19 protein-coding genes and 2 tRNA genes are annotated in these 26316 nt (G+C 60.1%); 7 read left to right on the forward strand and 14 right to left on the reverse strand.

Features of this window, described 5'->3' with window-relative positions:
* The first annotated feature begins 203 nt into the window (after positions 1-203).
* Complete coding sequence (locus ABEA58_RS12375; protein WP_345551951.1) at positions 204-464, forward strand: hypothetical protein; 261 nt, start codon at positions 204-206, stop codon at positions 462-464.
* Between the two features lie 136 nt (positions 465-600).
* Positions 601-1338, forward strand: coding sequence for a Tim44 domain-containing protein (locus ABEA58_RS12380; protein ID WP_345551953.1), 738 nt, complete (start codon positions 601-603; stop codon positions 1336-1338).
* Positions 1339-1686: 348 nt separating this feature from the next.
* On the opposite strand, the gene ABEA58_RS12385 is transcribed toward ABEA58_RS12380, so the two are convergent.
* Complete coding sequence (locus tag ABEA58_RS12385) at positions 1687-2169, reverse strand: hypothetical protein (RefSeq protein WP_345551955.1); 483 nt, start codon at positions 2167-2169, stop codon at positions 1687-1689.
* Between the two features lie 681 nt (positions 2170-2850).
* Here ABEA58_RS12385 and ABEA58_RS12390 point away from each other — a divergent pair.
* The gene (locus ABEA58_RS12390; RefSeq protein WP_345551957.1) at positions 2851-3972 is read left to right on the forward strand and encodes a M14 family metallopeptidase; all 1122 of its coding nucleotides are present in this window, start codon (positions 2851-2853) and stop codon (positions 3970-3972) included.
* A 209-nt stretch (positions 3973-4181) separates the two neighbouring features.
* Positions 4182-5891: a M28 family metallopeptidase gene (locus ABEA58_RS12395; RefSeq protein ID WP_345551958.1), complete on the forward strand. Its 1710-nt coding sequence runs from the start codon at positions 4182-4184 to the stop codon at positions 5889-5891.
* A gap of 608 nt (positions 5892-6499) precedes the next feature.
* On the opposite strand, the gene ABEA58_RS12400 is transcribed toward ABEA58_RS12395, so the two are convergent.
* The 5 genes from ABEA58_RS12400 to ABEA58_RS12420 form a co-directional block, all read right to left on the reverse strand.
* A complete protein-coding gene (locus tag ABEA58_RS12400; RefSeq protein WP_345551959.1) occupies positions 6500-8137 on the reverse strand; it encodes an AMP-binding protein in 1638 nt (545 codons plus the stop codon).
* Between the two features lie 200 nt (positions 8138-8337).
* Positions 8338-8607, reverse strand: coding sequence for a hypothetical protein (locus ABEA58_RS12405; protein WP_345551961.1), 270 nt, complete (start codon positions 8605-8607; stop codon positions 8338-8340).
* A gap of 179 nt (positions 8608-8786) precedes the next feature.
* Positions 8787-10580: an acyl-CoA dehydrogenase C-terminal domain-containing protein gene (locus ABEA58_RS12410; RefSeq protein WP_345551963.1), complete on the reverse strand. Its 1794-nt coding sequence runs from the start codon at positions 10578-10580 to the stop codon at positions 8787-8789.
* A gap of 243 nt (positions 10581-10823) precedes the next feature.
* On the reverse strand, positions 10824-11876 hold the full coding sequence (locus ABEA58_RS12415; RefSeq protein ID WP_345551965.1) for an AraC family transcriptional regulator: 1053 nt from the start codon (positions 11874-11876) through the stop codon (positions 10824-10826).
* Positions 11877-12080 carry a hypothetical protein gene (locus tag ABEA58_RS12420; protein ID WP_345551967.1) on the reverse strand — a complete coding sequence of 68 codons (204 nt, stop codon included), beginning with the start codon at positions 12078-12080 and terminating at the stop codon, positions 11877-11879.
* Positions 12081-12238: 158 nt separating this feature from the next.
* Here ABEA58_RS12420 and ABEA58_RS12425 point away from each other — a divergent pair, with 158 nt between their 5' ends.
* Complete coding sequence (locus tag ABEA58_RS12425) at positions 12239-12361, forward strand: hypothetical protein (protein ID WP_345551969.1); 123 nt, start codon at positions 12239-12241, stop codon at positions 12359-12361.
* A 93-nt stretch (positions 12362-12454) separates the two neighbouring features.
* Here ABEA58_RS12425 and ABEA58_RS12430 read toward each other — a convergent pair whose 3' ends face one another.
* From ABEA58_RS12430 to ABEA58_RS12460, 7 genes are all read right to left on the reverse strand, one after another.
* Entirely contained in the window at positions 12455-13876 is a 1422-nt protein-coding gene (locus ABEA58_RS12430; protein ID WP_345551971.1) for a class II fumarate hydratase, read from the reverse strand.
* A 664-nt stretch (positions 13877-14540) separates the two neighbouring features.
* Positions 14541-15032, reverse strand: coding sequence for a hypothetical protein (locus tag ABEA58_RS12435; RefSeq protein ID WP_345551972.1), 492 nt, complete (start codon positions 15030-15032; stop codon positions 14541-14543).
* A 92-nt stretch (positions 15033-15124) separates the two neighbouring features.
* Entirely contained in the window at positions 15125-17164 is a 2040-nt protein-coding gene (ligA, locus tag ABEA58_RS12440) for an NAD-dependent DNA ligase LigA (RefSeq protein WP_345551974.1), read from the reverse strand.
* A gap of 89 nt (positions 17165-17253) precedes the next feature.
* Positions 17254-18591: a cell division protein ZipA gene (zipA, locus tag ABEA58_RS12445; protein WP_345551976.1), complete on the reverse strand. Its 1338-nt coding sequence runs from the start codon at positions 18589-18591 to the stop codon at positions 17254-17256.
* A 25-nt stretch (positions 18592-18616) separates the two neighbouring features.
* Positions 18617-22120 carry a chromosome segregation protein SMC gene (gene smc, locus ABEA58_RS12450; RefSeq protein ID WP_345551978.1) on the reverse strand — a complete coding sequence of 1168 codons (3504 nt, stop codon included), beginning with the start codon at positions 22118-22120 and terminating at the stop codon, positions 18617-18619.
* Between the two features lie 111 nt (positions 22121-22231).
* Positions 22232-23500, reverse strand: coding sequence for a c-type cytochrome biogenesis protein CcmI (gene ccmI / locus ABEA58_RS12455; RefSeq protein WP_345551980.1), 1269 nt, complete (start codon positions 23498-23500; stop codon positions 22232-22234).
* Entirely contained in the window at positions 23493-24023 is a 531-nt protein-coding gene (locus tag ABEA58_RS12460; protein WP_345551981.1) for a cytochrome c-type biogenesis protein, read from the reverse strand. Before ABEA58_RS12460 ends, ccmI begins: the two co-directional genes overlap by 8 nt.
* A 177-nt stretch (positions 24024-24200) precedes the next feature.
* On the opposite strand from ABEA58_RS12460, the gene ABEA58_RS12465 reads away from it, so the two are divergent.
* Positions 24201-24276, forward strand: a tRNA-Val gene (locus ABEA58_RS12465).
* A gap of 47 nt (positions 24277-24323) precedes the next feature.
* Positions 24324-24400: transfer RNA gene (locus ABEA58_RS12470), tRNA-Asp, on the forward strand.
* Positions 24401-24821: 421 nt separating this feature from the next.
* Here the strand turns inward: ABEA58_RS12470 and ABEA58_RS12475 are convergent.
* Complete coding sequence (locus ABEA58_RS12475) at positions 24822-25715, reverse strand: hypothetical protein (RefSeq protein WP_345551983.1); 894 nt, start codon at positions 25713-25715, stop codon at positions 24822-24824.
* Positions 25716-26316: the final 601 nt, after the last annotated feature.

The raw sequence follows: 26316 nt of genomic DNA on the forward strand, positions 1-26316 counted from the left end.
CTATCGCGGTTTGGCGAAGAATACGAATCGACTGTATCTGCTAGCGGGCTTTACCAATCTGCTGCGGGCAGATTCATATAGGACGACATAACGGGATAACTCCGTCTGGAGTTTGCTGAAAAGCAAAAACCGGACGGAAAACAGAGGAATACACAGGGGGTTTCCACCCCAGAAGCCAATAAATAGAGGCTTCGGAAAGCGGCGTGGAAATTCATGAGTTGTTCAGAGCTTCCCTAGAAATTCACACCCCGCTAATAGACTTACTAAAAGAGTCATCTGAAGATCGTTCATCCACTGTCAGGCGTGTTTCAGCAGAAATTCTCACAAGAGAAATGGACAATCTAGGTATAAAAGCCAGAGTTTTTGCTGAACGTTTTGCTTCAGATAACTCACACGCCGTATCTGAACGGGGTGATTTTGCCTTAAGGCAATTAAATGAGACAGAGAGTGCCAATGCCTCTTAGCAAGCGCATGTTGTCGGACTGGGGTTCTACCCCTCTACACTGGATTACAAAATTCCAGCAGAGTATGAGCGCAAATGCGCATAGTTAGAGTGTCGACTTTTTGTGGGTAAGACCAGCAACCAAAGAAGGAACAGATATGAATGAGAATAGATTTGTAATAGCTGCATTAATTGTAACTTCAATATTTCTACTATCTGAGCCCGCCTTTGCTGGGCCTGGAGGAAAAATCGCAAGCGCTGCTTTCGAAACATTTTGGGGTCGGATTGCTCTCGGGTCATTGACGATAATTTTTCTTCCTTTGATCACATACATTCTGCTACGTGAAAAGCTATCCGAGCGAAGAGCTCGGAAAGATCTACGCTTTATGGCTGCGCATTGTTCACAATTTGAGTGGTTAAAAATACAAGAAAGAGTAAAAGACTGCTTTTTTCGTGTTCACTCAGGCTGGGAGGATGAAGACCTGTCTGGTGTTAAAGAGTGGATGACAGACTGGTATTGGCAAAATCAACAGTTGGCGCATCTAGAAAGATGGAAAAAAGAAGGTTTAAAGAACATATGTGATGTGAAGAAAATAACTAATATCAAACCTCTGCTCTTTGTGCATAGGAACCATGGCCAAGAACATGAAGATTCGATGGTTGTTATTTCAATTGAAGCGAAGATGAAGGACTATCTAGAAGATCTAAGGTCTGGGAAGGTTGTTGAGGGAAGTAAACGATACAAAGAAGTGGGAACGATCTGGTCTCTGACTATGAGCAATGGCCAGTGGAAAGTTTCAGATATAGAAGAAGGTAGCATGTCTCTAGCTTATGCAAAGCTTGTTAAGGATTTGCCAGATATAGAGACCACAGTAGTTTCAGATTTGAGAGCCTAACAAAGTTCTGCTAGGGACAAATGATCTTCCCCCGCTTTGACGGACACCAAAGTCAAACAGAGGCGGCATCTAATTCCCAAGCACTACAATCCCCCGGGGGCATGACTGCACTTGCGAGACGAGCTATCTCCAGCTTGAAGTCGCGATTGAAGCATTATAACGGCCGACTCAATGGACATCTCTGTCTCGAACAGCGACTTCACCACCCAAACTGCTGTCTGGGATTAGTAGTCCACCACAAGGCGTACAGCAGGTATCTTCGGGGCGGGCTGTGATAGGCATTGCGCCCAAGTATCGGCGGAACGACAGCCCACGCCTCGGGGGCGCGGGCTAATCAGGAGAGGGAAATCAGAGGGCTGCGGTGGCCTGAACCGAGACTGCGCGCAGGGCCGCCATGTCTTTGAGCCAGACGATATCGGCTGGGGCCACTTGCGTGCCGGTGGCGCCGGACAGGGCCGCGCTCAGTTTCTGCAGTTGCTCAGCCTGAGCGGCCTTTTCTTCCAGCGGCAGCTCCACCCACAATTGCCCATCCTGATCGATCACGGTGCGGCTGTCGTTTTCGCCCACCGCACTCAGGTGGCGGTCGATGGCGGAGGAGCCTCCGGCGGGCAGGTAGATAGTGCCATTGGTGAAGTCCACCGCGAAGGCGACGATACCCGGCAGCACGCCGAACAGCAGCGCGGCGCCATCGAGAATCACAACCACGGGATCGATGCGCCCGCCGCTCTGCCCCTGACGCTCGGGGTAGAGGAAGTAACCGCAGGCGGTCAGGTTGACGGCGAAGGCGAGCAGGCAACTTGCGGCGATGCCGCGTTTCACTTTCTTATGCATTTCTGTGATCTCTCTTGTGTGATCTTCGGTAGTCTTTCTTCTGTGGTCTCTCTGCCGAGGGTATCGGCCGGGCTGCCCTGGCGGTGGGATAACGGCCCGTTTAGGGGTGCCCGGAGATTGCCCCAAGCTTACCGAAAGGCTGGCCATGCGGAAAGTGGCGCCAGCCCGGCCTGTGGGGTACAGGTCGCAAAGCGATAAGGAAACGATCTGTGTCGCGCTGGGCTGTGTTGTGCTCCCCAATGTCTGCACTGGAAGACAGGGTTGAGAACTTGACCACTCCAGCGCCAATTATCCCTCTTGCAGCCTGCAGCCACCTCGCGCTGGCTAAACTTTAATCAGCACCAGCTGCGGTATGTCAGGGAGCAGTAACCGATTTCTGACAGTGCGGGATCGTGCGCTTGTGATCTGGCCAAGGCAGTTAAGTAGTCGTCAGGGTTTCACCACCGGAAATTCGAAGGAGCAGTAGTCGCAGCAGGTGCCGCCAGGGATTGGCTAAGAGGCACGGTATCGTTCGCGGTACCGTGCTTTTTATTGCCTGCCGCCTGCGCCTCAAGGCGCATCAGCAAGACGCATCAGCAAGGCGCCATCAGCAAGGCGCCACTGGCAAGGCAACAGCAGCCCTGCAAAAAGCCTTCGCTTGCCTGTATCCTTGCCCGATTGATCGAACGGGAGTCCCCCTTAATGCATATCAGCAGCGCTTTTGACAGCGGCAATATCGAGGTCGTGAACGCCGACAGCCATCCTGTGGAGCTGGCCATCCGACGCGACAACAATTCCGATTTTTACCAGTGGTTCCATTTCCGACTCGAGGGTGAGGCGGGCAGCCAGTATCCGCTGCGCATCGTCAATGCCGGCAAGGCCGCCTATCCGCAAGGCTGGCAGAATTACCGCGTCTGCGCCTCCTACGACCGCCAGAACTGGTTCCGCATCGGCGCCGAGTACGATGGCGAAGTGCTGGATTTCACCGTCGAGCTGGAGCAGCCGAGCATTTACCTGGCCTATTTCGCCCCCTTCTCCTGGGAGCGCCACCTGGACCTGATCGGCTGGGCCCAGGGCAGTGAGCAGGTCGATGTGGAAACCCTGGGGCAGACCCTGGACGGCCGCGACATGACTCTGCTCACTATCGGCAATGCAGAGACCGCCAAGCACCGCGTGTGGATGATTGCTCGCCAGCACCCCGGCGAGACCATGGCCGAGTGGTTTGTGGAGGGCTTTCTGGAAGCACTGCTGGACGCGGCCAACCCGTCCGCCCGCGCATTGCTGCAGGACACCGTCTTCCATGTGGTGCCCAACATGAACCCCGACGGCAGTGTGCGCGGCCACCTGCGCACCAATGCGGCCGGAGCAAACCTCAACCGCGAGTGGCTGGAGCCCAGCATGGAGCGCAGCCCCGAGGTCTATCTGGTGCGCCAGAAGATGCTGGAGCTGGGCGGCGATATCTTCCTGGATATTCACGGCGACGAGGCCCTGCCCTTCAACTTTGTGGCCGGCAGCGAAGGAGTGCCCGGCTACGACGAGCGCCATGCGATGCTGGAGAAAACCTTCAAACAAGCCTTTGTGGCGGCGAGCCCCGACTTCCAGACCGAGCGCGGCTATGACCTCGACAAGCCCGGCGAGGCCAATATGACCGTTGGCACCAACTGGTGTGGCCACCAGTTCCGCACCCTGGCGCTCACCCTGGAAATGCCCTTCAAGGACAATGACAACCTGCCGGACCCCGTCGAAGGCTGGTCGCCGGCACGCTGCCAGCAACTCGCCCGGGACATTCTGTTCCCGATCCGGGAGACTTTGAAAGTCCTGTGATCGGCAGGGCCCGCAGGCCCAGAGCGATGCAGGCTTATATTCAGGCCATATAAGAAGGCTACTACAGGCAGCAGCGGGGGCTGCTGCCAGATACCATCCAAATAAACAGATCCTCTGCCAGCGGGCGGATATTCAGCACAGAATCGTTCGGTCGCAACCACTCTTTTTGATAAGTTATCCGCTGATAAAGAAGATTAGTGGTAAAGCTCATGGAAATTTCCCCCTTTTGGCGCGGACTCGGCCTGACCGCGGCCATCGCCAGCCTTAGCGCCTGCGGCAAAGACGCCCCAGCCCCCGCAGATGCGGCCTCTGCCGACAGCCAGATTCAGGTCATGGCAGATGAACTGCACCAGCACATCGCCGTACTGGCCTCCGATGAATTCCTGGGCCGCGCCCCGGCCACCGCTGGCGAAGAGCTTACCGTCAACTATCTGGCCGAACAGTTCGCGGCCCTGGGGCTGGAACCCGGTGCCAGCGATGCCGACGGCGAACCCAGCTGGTTCCAGAGCGTGCCGGTGGTGGAGATGCAGATCCAGTCCACACCCCTGACCATCTCCGGCAAGGGTTTCGAGCAGGCGCTGCAGCCCCTCGGCGACATGGTAGCCTTCACCCAGCGCCAGACCCCCTCCTCTGCCATTGAAGACAGTGAATTGGTGTTCGTGGGCTACGGTATCGTGGCGCCGGAGAACGACTGGAACGATTACGCCGGCGTGGATATGACAGGCAAAACCGCCGTCATCCTCGTCAACGACCCGGGCTATGCCACTCAGGACGATAACCTCTTCAACGGCAATGCCATGACCTACTACGGCCGCTGGAGCTACAAGTTTGAAGAGGCTGCCCGCCAGGGCGCCGCCGGTGCCATCATCATTCACGAGACCGGCGCCGCCGGCTATCCGTGGGAAGTGGTCAGCGGCAGCTGGTCCGGCGCTCAGATCAGCCTTGCGGCGGCAGACAAGAATGCCGACCGCGTAGCGGTGGAATCGTGGATCACCCAGGACGCCGCCCGCACACTGTTCGAAGCCGCCGGCCTGGATATGGACAGCGAAGTCGCCGCCGCCCACCAGCGCGGTTTCAAGCCCAAGGCGCTGGGCCTCACCGCCAGCGTGGCGCTGGAGAACAGCCTGCGCACTTCCGACTCCCGCAACGTGGTCGCCAAGCTGGCGGGCAAGAAATACCCCGAGGAAGCGGTGATCTACACCGCGCACTGGGACCACCTCGGCGCCCATGACCATTCCGATGGCAACGCCCAGGGCGAAGACCATATCTTCAATGGCGCTGTCGACAATGCCACCGGCACCGCCGGCCTGATCGCCATCGCCCGTCAGGCTATGGCACTGGGCGAGCGGCCAGACCGCTCCCTGCTGTTCGTCGCCGTCACCGCCGAGGAATCCGGCCTGCTCGGTTCCAAGTACTATGCCGCCAACCCGGTCGTGCCACTGGAGAAGACCGTTGCCGGCATCAACTTTGACGCCCTCGGGGTACTCGGCCCCATGCGCGATGTGGTTGTTGTGGGCTACGGCAACAGTGAACTGGAACCCATGCTGGAGACCGCCGCCAAGGGCCAGGAACGCTATCTGGCACCGGAGGAGCACCCCGAGCGCGGCTATTTCTACCGCTCAGATCATTTCAGCCTGGCGAAAAAAGGCGTGCCGATGCTGTACTTCAAGTCCGGCACCGACTCCATCGATAAAGACCGCGAGTGGGTTCGCGCCAAGGGACAGGAATACCTCGCCAACGCCTACCACAAGCCCGCCGACGAATATGATCCGGAGTGGAATCTGGAGGGCACGGCCATGGACCTGCAACTGGGGCTGGAGCTGGGCCTGAAGCTCGCCAACAGCCGCGACTGGCCCAACTGGTATCCGGGCAACGAGTTCCGCGCAGCCCGCGATGCGAGCGCCGAAGCCCGCCAATAACGGCTCTGTTCCCCATAAAAAAACCCGGCGTTGCCGGGTTTTTTTTAAGTTCGCACCGCACAACTCCAGGCTGAGGAATTCTTGTCTCGCAGCCGACTTCCCCCCGCCCTCTCGCCAATTCCTGCCCTTATCTACCGTCTGCCATTTTGCTGTTGCTGGAAAATTTCCATGAGTGGGCTTGCTCGACTGTTTTCTTCCTGCTCACTTCTGGCTATTTCCTTCTGACGACTTCCAGCTCTTCATGTCTTTTACAAAACCGGAGCGGCTCGGTGGTGTTCATTGAGCGCGAATACAGCATGGGGATTACTGGCGACAGGAGCAAAAGCCTAGAGTGTCTGCCTAGAGTCTCTGCCCCGACCGTTGTCCGCCTTTCAACTTCCCTCCGCTTGTCGACCTCTATCCGCTTTCGACCAATATCCATTTCTCGATCTCTATCGGGTTCAACCAGCATCCGTTCGCGGACCTTTCGCGGTCAGCACCCGTCGCCGGCCTTGATCGGCCCGCTGAAACTTTGCAATCGCGCCCAAAAGCCCGCCAGCAGAAAATGACACACATAAAAAAACCCGCTGTTGGCAGCGGGTTTTTTTGACACGGATAAAACGCTTTTATCAGGCGTTTTCCAGCGCCTCGATCTTTTTCAATTCCTCGTCGCGCAGTTCCCGACGCAGAATCTTGCCGACATTGGTCTTCGGCAGGTCGTCACGGAATTCCACCTGCTTCGGCACCTTGTAAGCGGTCAGGTTGTCGCGGCAATAAGCGATCAGTTCCTCTTCTGTCAGGGCATCGTCGGCCTTCACCACGAAGATTTTCACGATCTCGCCACTCTTCTCATCGGGAATACCAATGGCCGCCGCTTCGGTCACTTTGTCGTGGGCGCTGACCACGTCTTCGATCTCGTTCGGGTAGACGTTGAAGCCGGACACGATGATCATGTCTTTCTTGCGATCGACAATCTTGATGTAACCGTCGTCCTGGATCACTGCCATGTCGCCGGTGCGCAGCCAACCTTCGCTGTCGATGGTTTCAGCGGTGGCTTCTTCACGCTGCCAGTAACCCTTCATCACCTGCGGGCCGCGAACGCACAGCTCGCCGGGGGTGTTGTTGGGCAGGTCGTTGCCGTTCTCGTCGATCACCTTGACTTCGGTGGCCGGCACCGGCTTGCCCACGGTACCCAACTGCACCGCTTCTGCGGGGTTGAGGGATACTACCGGGGAGGTTTCGGTCATGCCGTACCCTTCGGTCACTACACAGCCGGTCATTTCTTCCCAGCGCTTGGCGGTATCGCGGGTGAGCGCCATGCCACCGGAAGCGGTGGTATGCAGACGGCTGAAATCCAGCTCGGCGAAATCCGGATTGCGCATCAGGCCATTGAACAGGGTGTTGAGGCCGACAAAACCGGTAAAACGCAGCCCTTTGAGGGTCTTCACGAAAGCCGGAATATCGCGCGGGTTCGGGATCAGTACCGAGTGGTTTCCGGTTGAGAACAGGGACATGCAGTGAATGGTAAAGGCGTAAATGTGGTAGAGCGGCAGCGGCGCGATGTAGGTTTCCTCGCCCTCTTTGATGGACTCTCCGAGCGCTTCCCGTACCTGTTCCATGTTGGCAACCAGGTTGCGGTTGGTGAGCATGGCGCCTTTGGCGACCCCGGTGGTGCCACCGGTGTACTGCAACACTGCGATATCTTCCGGGGTGCGCTTGACGTCGCTGTGGGGCTGCTTGCCGCCCAGGTTCATGGCATCGCGGAAGTTCACCTGGTTGCCGAAGGAAAACTCCGGCACCATTTTTTTGACGTACTTGGCCACGCTGTTGATCAGGGTACGCTTGATCGGGCTGTGCAGGTCGGCGATCTCGCTGACAATCACCTGCTCCACGCCGGTCTCTTCAATCACCTGGGAGGCGGTATCGGCAATATTTGCCAGCACCACCAGCGCCTTGGCCCCGGAATCGTTGAGCTGGTGCTTCAGCTCGCGACGGGTGTACAGCGGGTTGGTGTTGACCACCACCAGACCGGCGCGCAGGGCACCGAATACCACAACCGGATATTGCAGCACGTTCGGCAGCTGCACGGCGATGCGATCGCCGGGCTTGAGGCTGGTGTGGTTCTGTAAGTAGGAAGCAAAGCGGCCGCTCAGCTTGTCGATATCGGAGATGGACAGGGTATGCCCCAGACAGGTAAATGCGGGCCTGTCACCGAACTTGGCGCAGGCGTCGGAAAATACGTCAATGATGCTGCGGTCGAGGTCCAAATTTCTTCTCCCGGTCCTGTTGTTGTTTTCTCTCAGTCCGTTTATAGCCGACTTACGGCGTTACGGATCGGTTAATTATTGTCTATACGTGCCCCGGCGGTGAATTAATTGCCTCGCCGGGGTTTATCGCCCCAAATACCGCTTCTGCGGCGGGGTTTTTATCCTCCCTCGCGGGCTTTTCACCCTGGGGAATTTGAGGCTCAGGCAGCCGGAAAAAGGTCTGCCAGTGCCGCGGCCAGATCCCGGTCTCCGCTATAGCAGAGATCGCCGAGTAGGAACGCGTGCCGCGCGCTCAGCGTGCCAGCCAATATCGCCTGCAGAGTGCGCTCGGACATCTCCAGAACCAGTTGCGGCGCTTTGGCCTGACCGAACTCTGAAGTGACTGCCAAGTCCTCACCGAGTGGGGGCAGCGCGACGTAAAAGTCGCTGGCATCCGGAAGCCGGAACTGTACCCGAGTGAGTGGGTGCAAACAAGAGAGCCTTTGAAGGCGCTCAATAACGGCGGCCGGCAACTGCATAATGCGGTCCTACGTCTAAAGCGGGAAATATTGGCAGAGCAGAAAATGCAGACCCCGCCAACGCAATGGCGCTGTGGGTCCGCATAAAAAAACCGCCGGCAACAGCCGGCGGTTTTCATTGGTACTCAGCCTCAGAAGGCGAAGTATTCGGCGTCGAGTTCCATCAGGTTCTGCGCACCGCTTTTCATCGCAGCGGCATGGGTAGCCGTGCGCGGCAGAATCCGATCGAAGTAGAAACGCGCAGTCGCCAGCTTGGCGCGGTAGAACTCCGCCTCGCTCTCACCGGCGGCCAGCTTCTCACTGGCCACCTTGACCGCTCGCGCCCACAGGTAACCCAGTGTGACGTAGCCGGAGTACATCAGGTAGTCGACGGAGGCCGCACCCACTTCGTCCGGGTTTTCCATCGCCTTGGCACCCACGTGCATGGTGAGGTCGCCCCACTCCTTGTTGAGCTCCTGCAGCTTGGCCACGAACGGCGCCAGCGTTTCGTCCTCGGCTTCGGCCTGGCAGAACTTGTGCACCATCTTGGTAAAGCGGCGCAGCAGCTCGCCCTGACTCATCAGAACCTTGCGGCCCAGCAGGTCGAGCGCCTGGATACCGGTGGTACCCTCGTAAATGGTGGCGATGCGCGCATCGCGCACGTTCTGCTCCATTCCCCACTCGGTGATGTAACCGTGGCCGCCAAAGCACTGCAGGCCCAGGTTGGCCGACTCGAAGCCGGTCTCGGTCAGGAAAGCCTTGGCGATCGGCGTCAGGAACGCCAGCAGTTCCTCGGCTTCCTTCTGCTCCTCTTCGGAACCCTTGTTGGTGCGATCCACCTGCTGGGCACACAGCAGCACCAGCATACGGCCACCCTCGGCGAACGCCTTCTGGGTCAGCAGCATACGGCGCACGTCCGGGTGCACAATGATCGGATCGGCGACACCGTCGGGGTTCTTGGGCCCGGACAGGGAGCGCATCTGCAGGCGATCCTTGGCGTAGGCCAGGGACTTCTGGAAGCCCGCTTCTGCGTGGGCCAGGCCCTGCAGGGCGGTGCCCAGGCGCGCGGTGTTCATAAAGGTGAACATGCAGTTGAGGCCCTTGTTCGGCGGGCCGATCAGGAAGCCCTTGGCGCCGTCGAAGTTCAGCACCGCGGTGGCGTTGCCGTGGATGCCCATCTTGTGCTCGAGGGAGCCGCACACCACGCCGTTGCGCTCGCCCAGGGAGCCGTCTTCGTTAGGCAGGAACTTGGGCACGATAAACAGGGAGATGCCCTTGGTGCCCGCCGGCGCGTCGGGCAGGCGCGCCAGTACGATATGGATGATGTTCTCCGCCATATCGTGCTCACCAGCGGAGATAAAGATCTTGGTGCCGGTGATGGCGTAGGAACCGTCCGCATTGGGCTCGGCCTTGGTGCGCAGAATGCCCAGGTCGGTGCCACAGTGCGGCTCGGTCAGGCACATGGTGCCGGTCCAGGTACCCTCGACCAGCTTGGTCAGGAAGGTGGCCTTCTGCTCCTCGGTGCCGTGGGCCTCAAGGGTGTTCATGGCGCCGTGAGACAGGCCCGGGTACATGCCCCAGGACCAGTTGGTGGTGCCGACCATTTCGCTCATGATGGTGCCGAGGGACTGCGGCAGGCCCTGGCCACCGTGTTCGAGAGCGTGGGCGAGAGACGGCCAGCCGGCCTCGACGAACTGCTGGTAGGCCTCTTTGAAGCCGTCCGGCGTGGTCACCTCACCGTCTTTCCAGGTGCAACCCTGCTGGTCGCCCACGGCGTTGATGGGCGCCAGCACGTTTTCACAGAACTTGGCGCCCTCTTCCAGAATGGCATCCACCACATCCGGGGAGGCTTCGTCGTATCCCAGGGAGGCGTAATGCTGGTCCCAATCCAACAGCTCGCGCATGGCAAAACGCATGTCGCGCAATGGAATCTTGATATCAGTCATCCTGCTACCCTCAGTTCGCTGTTTGTTCACCGACCGGATTTGAAACTACCCAGTCAGTTTTGTGACTAGTTTTAAGGTTTCGTTCATCATAGTAGCAATGGACAAATTTGCTCTATGGCGAAATCCGTCCAAAGCGGTAACAAATCTAGGCGGGATAGAGGCTGGATAGCAGGATTGGTCAGGGGCTGAGCAGCCGGGCAGGCGGCGAGGGCCGCTCACCGGCAGTGGCGACAATAGCGAATCTCAGCCGGCTTTGCGACTGCGATATTCCCCGGGGGTAATCCCCGTCCACTTCTTGAAGGCGCGAAAAAAGGCGCTGGCCTCATCAAAACCGAGCATTTCCGCAATCTGCGCATTGGAGAGATCGGGGCAGCTCAGGTAATGGAAGGCGGCCTCCATGCGGCATTCGTCCTTCAGTTTCTGGTAGGAAGTACCCTCCTGCTGCAAGCGGCGGCGCAGCGTCGTCACCGACATATTGAGGCGTTCGGCCACCACTTCCGCCGCCGGCATGGACTCGCTCACATCGCGATTGAGGATCGTCTTGACCTTGGTCTTGATACTGTTGGCGCTGCCATCACTGATCACCAGGTGATAGGGAGCGGTGCGGATAAAGTCTTCCACCGTCTGCGGGTTCTGCACCACCGGGTAGTCCAGGTAGCGACTGTCGTATTCGAGCGCATTGCAGGGCTGCTCGAACATCAGCTCCCCGGCCTCGCTCTGGGCGAGGGTCTGGAACTCCTCCGGGCAGGGAAAGGAAAAGTGCAGGCGCGCCAGCGGTATTTCCCGACCGACCAGCCAGCAATAAAAACGGTGCCAGACCGCCAGTGTGGTGCGAATGACGCTGGGGGAAGTTTCGGCTATCAGCCGCTCGTATTCGCCGTCCCTGAGGGAGCTGATACCGCGAATCGCCACCCGCTCGCGCCCCTCGCCGGCGGATTCCAGCACGGGCTTCACCTTGAAACCCCGGCAGATCTCCATGAACTCCGCACTGAGAGTGATCGCCTGGCGGACCGTGGCGCAGTTCACCACGGTCAGGCACAGCAGGCGGAAGGAACCGGAGCGCACCCGGCCGCCGCTCAGCATGCCGAACCACTCATCCTGCACCTGCCACATGACCCGCTGATACAGGCGCCCGTACTTGAGCGCCGAGAAGGCCGCGGCTCCCACCAGCTCTTCCTCGCTGATATTCACCGCGGCCAGCAGCTCCTCGCGGCGACAGCCGTGCCGGGCCGCCTCATCGAGCAATCGCTCCAGATAGGCGATGGGAATGCGAATATCCTTATCCAGCGCGCTCATTTATTTTTTGCGCCCGCGCAGCCAGCTCAACAGGGCACCGAAGCCGAAGGCCGCGGCGATAATAACCAGTAGAAACCCCAGCAACAGCGCGAGGTAGGCCAGCACATCGGCCACCGGCAGATCCCAGCTCCAGATGGCCGCCGCCACGAATGCAGCGCAGGCGAGCACGCTGATAGCAAACGAACGTCGATTTTTTTTGGTCATGCCTCGCCTCAATTCCGGATTAAATATGAACGCTTGGTCGCCAATTCATGGCGACACTAGGCTTGAGGTACACAGGACGATACCCGTGCGGCGCGGCATCGTGAGGCATCGACCGCCGGGTGTCAACGACCCGAGCGCAACCCCCCTCGGAGGGCTCCATGCACAGGCGGCTAATCTATCGCAGCGAAGACCGCGCCACACTGCGCCGGCTCTTTGCGCTGGTAGTCGCGCTGGCCACCCTGATCGGCGCCCTCCTTCTCGGCTTACTGATACTGACCTGAGGCCACTGCGGAGTGGCGAACTGCGCGGTTCACCCTTTCTGCTCACTTGTCCGGCTCACCGGCCCAACTCACCGGCCCAACTCACCGGCCCAGCTAATCTGCGCCTGGGTCTGCGTCTTCTTCATCACTGCCCACCAGCCCTCCGGATACCAGCCTGGCGGGGTCGAGGAGCTTGCTGAGCCTGTCTTCATCCAGGTCCGTCATTTCCCGGGCGACATCCAGCACCGGCCTGCCACTGCGGTAGGCTTCCTTGGCGATCTCAGCGGCCTTGCTGTAACCAATCACCGGGTTGAGGGCCGTTACCAGAATGGGGTTCCTCGACAGCGCCCGCTCGATATTGCCCACGTTGACCGCAAAGGTGGCGATCGCCTTGTCAGCCAGCAGCCCGGCACTGTGGCTCAGCAGCTGGATGCTCTCCAGCAGCGTGTGAGCGATCAGCGGCAGCATCACATTGAGCTGGAAGTTACCGCTCTGCCCCGCCACCCCGATCGTGGTGTCGTTGCCCATCACCCGGGCTGACACCATGGCCACCGCCTCGGCAATCACCGGGTTGACCTTGCCCGGCATGATGCTGCTGCCCGGCTGCAGGGCCTGCAGCTCGATCTCTCCCAGCCCCGCCAGCGGGCCACTGTTCATCCAGCGCAGGTCGTTGGCAATTTTCATCAGCGCCACCGCCAGTACCCGCAACTGGCCGGACAGTTCCACCGCCGTATCCTGACTGGCGATGGCCGCAAACGAATTATCCGCCGGCGCAAACTGATGACGGCTATTGGCGCTCAGCTTCTGCGCAAACAGGCCTGCGAATCCCGCATGTGCATTCAGCCCCGTGCCAATCGCCGTGCCGCCCTGGGCGAGCTGCGAAAGCCGCGGCAATGTATCGAGAATCCTGTCGCGGCAATGGGCCACCTGCGCCGACCAGGCCTGCAACTCCTGGCCAAGGGTCAGCGGCAAGGCGTCCATCAGGTGCGTGCGGCCTGTCTTCACCACCCCCTCCACGGAGCGGGCTTTTTCCAGCAGCGTGCCGTGCAGGTGCGCCAGGGCCGGCAGCAGCCCGTCGCGCAGCGCCAGCAGGGCCGACACATGAATGGCGGTCGGAATCACATCGTTGCTGCTCTGCCCCATATTCACATGGTCGTTGGGGCTGACCTCCAGACCGCTATCACGCCGGGCGATATGGGCCAGCACCTCGTTGACGTTCATATTGGTGCTGGTGCCCGAACCGGTCTGGTAGATATCCACCGGAAACTGCCGGCGATAATCCTCCTCCGTCAGGCTGGCACAGGCATCGATAATCGCCCTCGCCATTTCCTCCGGCAGAAGTCCCAGCTCCCGATTGGTCTCGGCGGCGGATTGCTTGATCAGTACTAGCGCGCGGATAAACGCCTCCGGCAGGCCCACGCCACTCAGCGGAAAATTGTCCAGCGCGCGCTGGGTCTGCGCGCCATAAAGGGCCGACGCGGGTACCCGCACCTCTCCCAGGCTGTCTTTTTCCGTCCGAAATTTCTCGCCCGTCATTTGCGTGCACCCTATTTCGTGAAATTGAAAGCGCCGGGTAGCGGATAGCCGTTACAGAGGCCCTATTTCCCACAACGCTTTACCCACAACACCGCCAACAGAATAAACAGGGTAGCAATGGGGGCAGGAGCGGGTCCACACCACAGCGGCACCCGCCTCACCGGTTATCACACAGTCAAATTCCCGCCACCAGAGCGGCAAAGGACGACGCCAAACAAAGCCGGCGGAGCAGGCTCAGAACAAGGGCAGATAATGGGAGCAGGTCAGGAAATCAGCAAAATCGCCAGTGACACAAGGAGAGAAGCGCTAGCAGAGAAGCACCAGGGAAGAGACACCAGGAAATAGCTGCAACACGGGCGGCGAAAATAATGCCCACGAATCGGGTAAAATTTTGGCGCGCAGCGAGGACGAGACGCAACGGCAAAGAGTGGTAATGGGATCTGTATCTGAAGAGGGCCTGTAACTGAAGAGGGAGCCGCAGCTAAAAAGAGAAGTGTCACTAAAAGAAAGCTGCAAGCAAAAAATAGCTGTAATTGAGGAAGTCTAAAAACGCCAGGTAGGCAACCTGAAAATAAAGTGGAAAATAAACGAGGAGCAGGAGAAGGAGAAGGAGCAGGAGCAGGAGCAGGAGCAGGAGCAGGAAAACTAAGGGGAAAACCGCAGGCTAAATACTCACCCGCCCTTCCTGGGTCCACTCACAGCGAACCTGCATATCGCCACAGCCCGGTTCATGGTAAAGACCCGGCACCTCCCAGGTGAAAGAATGGGTACCCGACAATTCTGTCTCCAGGTGGACCGTCGCCGACACCCAGTACATTTTATTCAGCAGCTCTTCAAACTTCTCGATCCAGTGGCGCCACTCATATTCCACCGCACGATAGGAAGCGCCGAAATGAATCACATCGGTCTGGTACTGGGACTGCTTTACCTTGATGGTGGGGACGGAGAACATATCGCGGCACAGAAAAGGCCACTCATCGGCACTGGGCAGCGACAGCACCGCCTCGCGATTGACACGCCGACGATCAGCGCCACCAGCGAGGCTGTTACTGTCTTTAATGCAGCCGTAAACAATGGATTCCTGATCGCCCACCTGTTCCTTCCTCAGTACCGCGCGGCGGGGCAAAAACTGCCCGGCCAAAATTCTCAGGATCATCCACTTTAACGGCGGTGGCGCAATAAAGCCAGATCCGGTTTCACACAGAGAAGAAAAAACACTCCAGCCCTCACCTGTCAGCGCACAGCCACTCAGATCTCGATACCGTAATCCCGCAGGCGCACGAGGAAAGCCTCCTCATCGAGCACCGGAATATCCAGTTCGCGGGCTTTGTTCAGTTTGGACCCGGCACCGGGGCCGGCGACCACGGTATCGGTCTTCGCCGACACGCTGCCGGCGACCTTGGCGCCCAGGCGCTGCAGGTAGTCCTTGCCCTCACTGCGCGACAGCAACTCGAGCTTGCCGGTCAACACCCAGGTCTGGCCGGCCAGGGGCTGCGACTCGCCGTCGCTCACTTCCGGCTGCCAGTGGACACCAGCCTGTCGCAGCGCCTCGACTTCCTCCTGGGCGTGGGGCTGCTGGAAAAACTCGGCCACGAAGTGTGCGACCACCGGGCCTACATCCTCCACTTCCTGCAACGCTTCCTCACTGGCCTGCATCAAGGGTTCGAGGTCACCAAAGTGGCGGGCCAGGTTGCGCGCCGTGGCCTCGCCCACTTCGCGGATACCGAGGGCATAGAGAAACTTGGGCAACGTGGTGTCCTTGCTGCGCTCAAGGGCCTCCAGCAGGTTCTGCGCCGACTTCTCGCCCATGCGCTCGAGCCCCGCCAGCTGCTCGCGGCTCAGGTGGTAGAGGCCGGAAACCGAATGCAGCAGGCCCTCGTCCACCAGCTGCTCCACCAGCTTGTCACCGAGGCCGTCGATATCCATGGCCTTGCGGGAGGCGAAATGCTTGATGGCCTGCTTGCGCTGGGCGCTGCAGATCAGTCCGCCGGAGCAGCGCGCCACCGCTTCGCCGGGGGTGGATTCCACCGGTGAGCCGCACACCGGGCAGTGATCCGGGAAGAGGATCTCGCGGGCATCTGCCGGCCGCTTGCTCTCCACCACCGACACCACCTGCGGAATCACATCACCGGCCCGCCGCACCACCACCTGATCGCCGATTTTGACCCCGAGGCGCTGGATCTCGTCGCGGTTGTGCAGGGTCGCGTTGGACACGGTCACGCCACCCACAAACACCGGTTTCAGGCGGGCAACCGGCGTCACCGCGCCGGTGCGGCCCACCTGGAACTCCACATCCAGCAGCTCGGTCATTTCCTCCTGCGCGGGAAACTTATAGGCCATGGCCCAGCGGGGGGCGCGGGCGACAAAGCCGAGACGGCGCTGCAGCGGGATGCTGTTGACCTTGAACACGATGCCATCGATATCGTAGGGCAGGCCCGCGCGCTTCTCGCCCAGCTGACGGTGGTACTCGATGCAGGCGTCGATATCTTTCGCCACCAGCATCTCGCGGTTGATGCGAAAGCCCCAGCGGTTCAACTGCTCAAGAACCTCACTGTGCCGGTCCGGCAACTCCGCCCCCTCAACCAGGCCCGTGCCGTAGGCACAGAGTTCCAGCGGTCGCTGCGCGGTGACGCGGGAGTCCAGCTGTCGCAGGCTGCCGGCGGCGGCGTTGCGGGGATTGACGAAGGTTTTCTCACCGGCCTTGCGCGCCCGCTCGTTCAGCTCGGCAAAGCCCGCCTTGGGCATGTAAATCTCGCCACGCACTTCCAGTACTGCCGGCACATCCTGCTCACGCAGGCGCAGCGGCACCGAGCCGATGGTGCGCACATTCTGGGTGATGTCTTCGCCGGTGGTGCCATCGCCCCGGGTCGCGGCCCGCTCCAGCACACCGTCGCGGTAGAGAAGACTGATGGCAATGCCATCGAGTTTCGGCTCGCAGGCATACTCCACCGCATCCGGATTGTTGAGTCGCTCGCGCACCCGGCGGTCGAACTCACGCAGCTCATCGTCATTGAACGCATTGTCGAGAGAGAGCATGGGAATCTGGTGCTGGACCTCGGCAAATGCCGTCAGTGGCGCCGCGCCCACGCGCTGGGTGGGGGAATCGGCGGAAACCAGCTGTGGATACTCCGCTTCCAGATCCTGCAACTCACGCATACGGCGGTCGAACTCGGCATCCGGCAACTCCGGCGCATCGAGCACGTAATACTGATAATTGGCCCGCTGCAGAAGCTCGTGTAACTCCTGCGCGCGCTGGCGTTTTTCTACCGGGACATTGTTGGTGGTCATCGTTTCTCAGCGAAGCCTGAATAAATTTTCACAGGGAATCACAGCCCGGCGGGGATGCCGGGCCAGCCGCCTGGGGCGGTGTCGAAGCCTCAGGCGAGCGCCCGGGCAAGGGCCTTGCGACGGCGGAATTCCACCACCCGCTGGCGGTAGTGTTCGGCAGTCTGGGCGGTAAACACGCTGCGGTTTTCGTCCTTGAGTTCGCCGCCGAGCTGGGTGGCGATTTCACGGGATACCGACAGCATCAGCTCGAAGGCTCGGATCGCCTCCATCTCCACCGGCAGGGCCAGAAACAGGCTGATTCCCGGGGTGGCGAAGTCCTCCATCTGGCCCAGGTCAAACACACCCGGCACCACCATATTGGCGAGGCTGAACACCACCGGGCCATCGTCGGCGCCATCCTGGTGGTAATGGAAAATATTCATTTCACCGAAGCGCAAGCCGCTCGACAGCAGAACCCGCAGCAGGTCATTGCCCTCGAAGTAATCTCCCTCGGGCGCCATGATATTGATGATGAGCACTTCTTCGGCGTTACCGCGCTCCCGGCGAGCGCTTTTTGACTGGCTCGCCGGCTTCTCTTGGGCGCGGGATTGCGGCAGCGGCGCGGCAGCGGCTGGCCCGCACTCGCGGCGGGATACCTGCGGGTTCCGCTGCTCGCCCGCCACGGGCACTTGCCCGGCCGCAGTTTCTTGTGACGCCGGGCGCGCGGCGGCTTCCTGCGGCGCCGGTTGTTCAGCGGCACTCGGTTCGACCTCACGCGCCACGTCCACATCCGCCGTGGGTTTTGCCTGCAGCGCGTCGAGGCTTGCGGACTCATCCAGTTCCGGCTCCAGGCGGTCGTCCAGCGGTACAGAATCCATCAGCGTCGGCACCTGCTCGTCCAGGTTGAGTGACGCCTGCTCCGGCACCTGGCGTTGGGGCTGGTTTTTCGAGTGGGGTTTGCGGGAAGACAGGAAGCTCTCCTGCACCTGGCGATTAACCGTGAGCGCCTCCTCAAAGGCGCGGCGCTGCACCACGCGCACACTGCCGGGCAACTCGGCAGCTATCTGGCGGCGCTTGGCTTCTTCCTCCGGGTCGACATAGTCCTCCTCGGCCTCGGCCTTCTTCGCGGCAAGTCTCGACTTGCGCGAAGGGATCAGCTTCGCCTTGCGGCTATCGCCTGCAGCGCCGGCATCACCGTCGCGCTTTACGCCCGGATCGCGCTTTGCTCCCGGGTCGCTTTTTACCGCCTGATGGCTCTTGGCAGCTCCGCTGCCAGCTGCTTTACCGGCTTCATTTTCTTCATCGGCGTAGAGCTCGCCGTGCATGGCCCGGGATAGCTGCTCGGACTCCCGCAGCGACGCCCGGTGGCGCAGATAGGCCCTGCGCGCGCCGTCGAGCACCGCCAGCAGCAGAATCAGAGCCAGAATTGTAATCAGCCAGTTGCCCATGATCGCGCCTCTCCCGTACGCGCCCTCAAGCCGAAGCCAGCTCGGCGGCCTCTTCCACGTTCACCGATACCAGACGGGAAACCCCCGGCTCGTGCATGGTGACACCCAGCAGCTGATCCGCCATTTCCATGGCGATCTTGTTGTGGGTGATGTAAATGAACTGCACGTGCTGGGACATTTCCTTCACCATGCGCGCATAGCGGCCCACGTTGGCATCGTCCAGCGGCGCATCCACCTCGTCGAGCATACAGAAAGGCGCCGGATTCAGGCGGAAGATGGAAAATACCAGCGCGATGGCCGTCAGCGCCTTCTCGCCACCGGACAGCAGGTGGATGGTGCTGTTGCGCTTGCCCGGGGGGCGGGCCATGATGGCGATCCCCGTATCCAGCAGGTCTTCCCCGGTGAGCTCCAGATAGGCGTGACCGCCGCCGAAAACCTTGGGAAACAGCTCCTGCAGACCGGTATTGACCTGATCGAAGGTCTCCTTGAAGCGGGTGCGGGTTTCCCGGTCGATCTTCTTGATGGCGTTTTCCAGCGTCTCCAGCGCGTCGATCAGGTCGCCGTACTGGCGATCGAGATACTGTTTGCGCTCGGACTCCTGCTGGTATTCGTCGATGGCGGCCAGGTTGATGGCCCCCAGGCGGGCAATGCGCGCCGCCACCAGCTCCAGGTTTTCCTGCACCATGGCAATCGTCAGGTCTTCCGGCAGTTCTTCCAGTACGCGCTCGATATCGTGGTCGCTCTCGCGCAGCTGTTCCACCAGCCCGTTGCGCTGCACCTCGAGGGTCTGCGCGGACAGGCGCTCCTGCTCCAGCTGGGCGCGCACCCCCTGCAGGGCGGACTCGACCTTATGGCGCTCCTGCTCGCGCTCGCGCAGGCCGCTTTCCACTTCTTCCAGTTTCCTGCGCGCATCCGCCAGTTCCGCCTCCACATCGAGACGGCTGGCCAGCTTTTCTTCCAGCTCGGCCTGGTAGTCCTGGGACGGGTCCTGGGCCTCCTCCATCTGCTCCTGCAGCAGTTCACGGCGGCTGCGCAACCGCTCAACCTGTTCACGCATCACCTGCAGGGTGCGCTCCAGGGAAATTTTCTGGGTGCGCACAGACTGTTCGCGCATGGCCAGTTCGTGGGCGCGGTCCTTGTCCTCGCGGGCGCGCTGGCGGGCTGAATCCAGCGCTTCGCGCAACTCGTCGCGGCGCGCCAGCAGGGTCTCGCGGCGGTCGGTGTCGTCGCTCATGGCTTCCAGCGCTTCCTGCAGCATCAGGCGCGCTTCAGACAGAGACTCCGCCTCCAGTTCCAGCTGCTCGCTGACCTCGGCCAGCTCCTGCTCGACCCGGCTGCGGCGCTCACTCATCTGCTCGGCGCGGGCGCGGCGGGCAGACAGCTGGCTGCGCAGTTCCGCCTCGCGGCGGCTGAACTGCTCCACCTCGTTGCGCGCCTGCTCGATGGCCTCATCGAGTTCTGCCAGCTGTGCGCGGACCTGTTCGCGTTCCGCCGCCAGCTTTTCAATCTGTTCCTCGCAGGTGGCGAGGGACTGCTCCAGCTCCTCCAGCTCCTGCTTGCGGGCCAGCACCCCGGACTCCGCATCGCTGGCGCGGCTGACCCGCAGCCAGTTGGGGCCGAGCCACAGGCCGTCGCGGGTCACAATGGATTCGTGGGCCTTCAGCTGAGTGCGCGCCGCCAGTGCCCCGTTGAGGTCGTCGGCGGTATAAATGCCGGAGAGCACACCGGACAGGGACTCCGGCCCCTCCACCACCGCACCCAGAGGCGGCAGGGCTCCGGGTTCGGAAGCGCTAACCACACCGCCATCAATAAAGACCGCCTGGCCGCTCTCCAGGTCGCCGAGTGCGGCGGAAAGGCTGTCGAGCCGCTCCACACACACGGCCTGCAACTGGGCGCCGAGCACTGTCTCCACCGCCTTTTCCCAGCCGGCGCGGGCGCTGATCTGGTCGGCGAGACGCGGCTTGTCGGCCAAGGCCTGTTGCTGCAGCCAGTTTTCAACCGCCTTGCCCTGCCCCAGCGCGGCCTGCTGCAAGGCTTCCAGGGATGCCTGGCGGCCTCGGGAGGTCTGCAGTTGCAGGCGCAGCTGGTCCAGCTCGCCGCCCAGCTCGCGGTCGCGGCTGCGCAGCTCGCCGAGTTTTTCGTTTTTCTCGACAACCGACTCGCGGCGCTCCAGCGCCTGCATTTCCAGTTCCGCCAGCTCCTCGCCGAGCTGCTCGGATTCTTCGTCATCGCCGCTTTCCTGCAGCCCGGATTGCTCCGCCTGCAATTTGTTGATGCGCTCCTGCAGGCGCTGGCGGGAGGTTTCCAGATGCTGGATACGGGACTGCTGCACCTCGGCCTTCTGGCGGGAGCCGGACGCGCCCTGGTTGAACTGGTCCCACTCGTTCTGCCATTCGCGCATCAGCTCTTCGGCAGCCAGCAGCGCCTCGGCGGACTCCTCCTCCGCCGCCTGCACCATTTCCAGATCCGGCAGTATCACTTCCAGCTCCGCATCGAACTGCTCGGCCTTTTCCTGATCGGACGCCAGCCCGGTTTCGGCCTCCTGGAATTCCCGCTCGGTCTGCTGTATGTCCGACTGCAGGCGGCTGTTGCGCTCGCGGGCGTGGGAGATGCTCTGCTCGATACGGGCGATATCCGCGCCGACCGCGTAGAAACGCCCCTGCACTTCATTGAAACCGTCCGACAGCTCGTGATAACCCACGCGCTTCTGTTCGATTTCAGTGTCACAGCTCACCTGACGGGTGACCAGCTCTTCCACGGTCAGCTCAAGCTCACCGATCTGCTGCTCCTTCGCCTTGGCCTGTTCATTGAGGTCGCGATACTTGAGCGCCTGCAGGTGCGCTTTGTGGGAGCGCTCCTCTGCTTTAAAGCGGCTGTACTTTTCGGCGGCGGCGGCCTGGCGTTCCAGGCGGGCCAGCTGCCGGTCCAGCTCGTCGCGGATATCGGTCAGCCGCTCCAGGTTTTCCTTGGTGCGGCGCATGCGGTTCTCGGTGTCGCGGCGGCGCTCCTTGTATTTGGAAATACCGGCGGCTTCCTCGATATAGACACGCAGGTCCTCGGGCTTGGCCTCGATCAGCTTGGAGATCATGCCCTGTTCAATAATGGCGTAGCTGCGCGGACCGAGACCGGTGCCGAGAAACAGGTCGGTTACATCGCGGCGGCGACACTTTTCGCCGTTGAGGAAATAAGTGTTCTGCGCATCGCGGGTGACTCGGCGCTTGACGGAAATCTCGGAGAAGCCGGCGTAGGCGCCGGTCAGCTTGCCTTCGGAATTATCGAACACCAGCTCGATGGAGGCCTGGCCCACCGGCTTGCGGCCACTGGAACCGTTGAAGATCACATCGGTCATGGAGTCGCCGCGCAGGTTTTTTGCGGACGACTCGCCCATCACCCAGCGCACGGCGTCGATGGTGTTCGACTTGCCACAGCCGTTAGGGCCCACCACGGCGCTGAGGTTGGAAGGAAAATGGACAGTGGTCGGGTCAACGAAAGATTTAAAACCCGCAAGCTTGATGCACTTCAGACGCATGTATTCTGTAACTCGGTATTGGTTTTATGTCGGCGAGCTGTGGCCAGACCAAACGACGATTGTACATGGGGGCGTCACTGGTTTCAGCGCTAATTTGCCGCCACCGCGGCCTCACAACTCGCGATCGATACGGATCTCCTGCGGCTCGCCCCAGCGCGCTTCCGGCAGCGCCTCAATGGAACCCTGCCAGTCGCCGGGGGCGGGCCTGGCATCGCCGTGCAGGGCCAGGCGAGCCACCAGCTGAACACTGTCCACCGCGGCCAGCGAGCGGCTCGGCATCATCGCCCGCGACTCGTCCAGCACCACCTCTTGCGGCAACTGACCGGCCTGCAAGCGCACGATGGCCAGCGGCATCGGGCTATCCGCGCTGCGGGCGTAGACGAATACCGGCGTATCCGCCGGAGCGGAGACACCCTCGGCGAGGCTTACCTTCACCCGGATTGCCGGGCCGTCCCCGACTGCGGCGGAGGCAGCCCGACCATTCACCGCACTATCCTGCTCACTGCCTACCTCACCAAGCGCCGCACTCTCACCAGCGTTTTCGCCCAGCGCGCGCTCCGCACGGGCCACACCCGCCGCCAGCGCCTGGGCCGCCATGGAACTCGGACTCAAACGGCTCAGCGCGCGCTGCCAGTGCTCGCGGGCGGCGCGATAATCCCGCGCCTCGAAGGCGGCGATGCCAGCGAGCCCCAGCGCGGTGCCATTGTCGGCATCCACCGCCAGCGCCTCATCCACCAGCTGCTTCACCTCATCGGTGATCTTTGACTGCGCGGCAAAAAACAGCGCCTGAGCCAGCTGCGCCTTGACATCGGCGGCCCCCGGCTCGCGCTCCGAAACATAGCGATAGGACGCCACCGCAGCGGGCAGGTCACCGGCGGCCATCAGCCGCTGCGCCAGTACATAGCGACTGGTCAGGTCATCCGGGTTGGCGCGGGTCCAGGCCTGCAGCTTTTCCGTCAGCGCCTTTTCCGCATCCGGATCAGCCGCCCCCTGCTGGCTGGCCAGCAGGTCGCGATGCAGTTGCAGCCCCTGATAATGACCGGATTGCAAATAAAGGATACCGGCAGCCAGCGGCAGCAATACCGCAAGACCGATCAACAGTGCGCGGCCACTGCCGCGGCCAGCCCGACCGGCGTCTTCGGCCTCTGCCGCCAGCAGGTTGCGGGCCATCTCCGCCTCCAGTTGCGCAAACTGCTCACGATCAATCGCGCCGCTTTGCAGGGATGCCTGCAGCTCCGCCTGCTGCTCCCGGTAGAGCGCCGCCAGGGTGTGGCGCTTGCCGCCCCTGCGCTCGACCCCGGCGCCGCGCACTGCGGGCCACAACATCACAAACGCCAGCGCCAGCGCCAGCACGGCCATCGCCAACCAGAGTTCAGTCATCGCCATCTTTCCCACGTCGGTTACTCTCGCCAGCATCCGCCCCGAGCAGTTCTTTCAGGCGGCGGCGCTCAATATCGGTCAAGCCGGGCTCAGCATTATCCTGAGCCGCGCCCCGCCCACTGCGCGAGCGCACCACAATCACCACCAGCGCCAGCAGGCCCAACGCGGCAAAAACACCCGGCGCCAGCCACAGGGCCACCGTGTTGCGCTGCAGCGGGGGGCGATAGAGCACAAAGTCCCCATAGCGGGCCACCATGTAGTCGGTAATTTCCGCGTCGGTGAACCCCTCTTCCAGCAGGCGCCGAATCTCCCGGCGCAGATCGTTGGCCACCGGAGAGTCAGAACCCGCCAGGTTCTGGTTCTGGCATTTGGGGCAGCGCATCTCCTCGACCAGCACCCGGTAACGGGCCTCCAGTTCCGGTGTCGACAGAGGCTCCGCATCCACCGCCGCAACTGCCGACAGGGACAGGCACAGCGCGCAGAGCGCAGCAATAAACAGAGCGGACCAGCGGTTTGGTCTCAAGGGGGCCTCCCTCACAGGGGTTGCGGTGGAAATTTGCGCGATTATAGCAGCGCCGTCGCGGCCATCCCATGCCCCCGTAAAGCCGAAAACCAGCGCAACTTATTGAAAGACAAAAAAATTTTCACACAAGCGTTGACGCACCGGAAAATATCATTACTATACGCAGCTCCTGACGCGGGGTGGTTAGCTCAGTTGGGAGAGCGACGGCCTTACAAGCCGTAGGTCACAGGTTCGACCCCTGTACCACCCACCACTTCCTCCCACCTGCCTGGCAGGTTAAACAGAGGAAGCAAGGAATGCGGACCGGTAGTTCAGTTGGTTAGAATGCCGGCCTGTCACGCCGGAGGTCGCGGGTTCGAGTCCCGTCCGGTCCGCCACATACAAAAAAGCCCTGCTCTTGCGAGCAGGGCTTTTTTGTATGTGCTGAAACAGCGTTTCCTTTCCCCGGCCTCCCCAATACCGCTCCCAGCCCGAACAACTCCTCTAATTACAGTCGTCCAAGCGTCGCCCCGCGATCAACTCAGCCATAATCAGCCTGGGCATCAATCTGTACACTGATTTTCTGGCCCACTGTTAAATCAACTTGCAACGGCCATAAAACGATAACGCCTCCCTGGCTGCGATCTATACAAAGCAGCCAGAGGAGTAGTTTGATGAGAATTACCCGGGTTAAGCTGAGTAAATTAACGTCAAAATTTTACTCTGACCCTAATTTTTCCGTTTTTCAGAAACTACCCAGGCTGCACCGAATGTGCCAAGCGTCGAAATTTTATTCCAACCCAAATGATTCGCTGATTTTTAATCGGCTATAGCCTGATTGACCCTGTGAGCTGCCTGAAGGCGCTTGCCCATTTTTGAATTGCCTTCACGCGCTATAGCCTCGTCCATAAATGCGCCCATAATGGCTTTGCCGAATTCTTCCGAAGGCAGTTCTTTGAGTTTAGCCAAGTCTTCTTCGGCTTGTTCGTCTGCTGCGCAAATCCAGGCATAACGTAATACCATCAACGCGGCGAACAGCACCCAAAACGCAGCGGAGCCGAGAAGAGACCACCAAAATCCCCAAAAATACCAACCAGACAGTGTCGTGACGACAAAGCCAACGGCGGCTGTAGCACAGGTACAGACAAGCCGTGTCGAATAAAGCTCGCGGTTGGTATAGCCATGTTTATCGAATTTGAGAAGTTCGGCAATGGGCTCATAGTCCTCTTCGTCCACGACCAGAATATGGGCACACTGGTCGTTACTAGGTAGATGCAACAGCCGCTTCGAAAAGTGTTTATTCAAAACGCGATCGATAAACGCGGTGAATTCGCTGCTGACACAATCGTCTCCTTGCGGCCAGATATGTTTTTCTTTCTGCTCGCCCACCAGTATGGCGATACCGGCCTTCTCCTTGCCGAAGTCAAGTGCAGATTTTATTTTTCGGATTTTTTTGCGTTCACCAGCAGCGCAGAAAATCTTGCCAGCCAGACTGGCATAGTCTTCAGCATTCTCTATGCACTCGGTGTCGAATACCAGCAGGGCCGGGGCTTCTGAGTGGTCGATGGCAGTATACAGGTCCTCCATTACCCCATCATCGTCTTTGCTGACTTCAGCGTCGAGTAATTGATATTTTTTCAGCGCCAGAAAGGCAGCATCCAGCAGTTCGTCACGGGTTGACTCGAAGGTGAGGTTGACTAGGTAGTTGATCATTGCTGGAGTCCTTTCTTGCGTTTAATCGAATATTGGGGTCAGAGTGAAATTAAGGCGCCTTTTTCATCTTTACCTTTCTATGTAGGCACCTTTTAGCTGCAATCTGCCAATCCGGCAGACAATATGGAGAACCTGAAGCATAATATTCGCTCGATATTCACCAGGCAACTTATGCTTCAGAATTGTATTTTGAGCTAAACTTTCACGACCCCAATTTTCATGACCAGAATTTTAATCGCTCTCTTCCATACCAAGCTTTGACAGTATGTATCAATATCTGAAACCTACAGCGATCATCGATTTCGATTTCGATAACCCTGCGGTGCAGGTAAAAGCGAAGTCGCTTCGCGGCAATTCGAAATATCGTGGTCACGAAATATTGGGGTCAGAGTAGAATTAAGGCGCCTCACCCATCACACCAAAGCAGTCTCACTTCAAACCATATTACCTCAAAGCTTACGAAGGAATCATGCAACATATTTTTACTTCGACCCAGATTTTTCAAAGGAAAATCACTGATGGAATCACTCATGATCTGGCCGGGAAAATAGGCGCCAAAATCTTACCCTGACCCTAATTATTCTAAACCGGTCAGGCTGGT

This window comes from Microbulbifer aestuariivivens (genome assembly GCF_039545115.1).
Taxonomy (GTDB): Bacteria; Pseudomonadota; Gammaproteobacteria; order Pseudomonadales; family Cellvibrionaceae; genus Microbulbifer; species Microbulbifer aestuariivivens.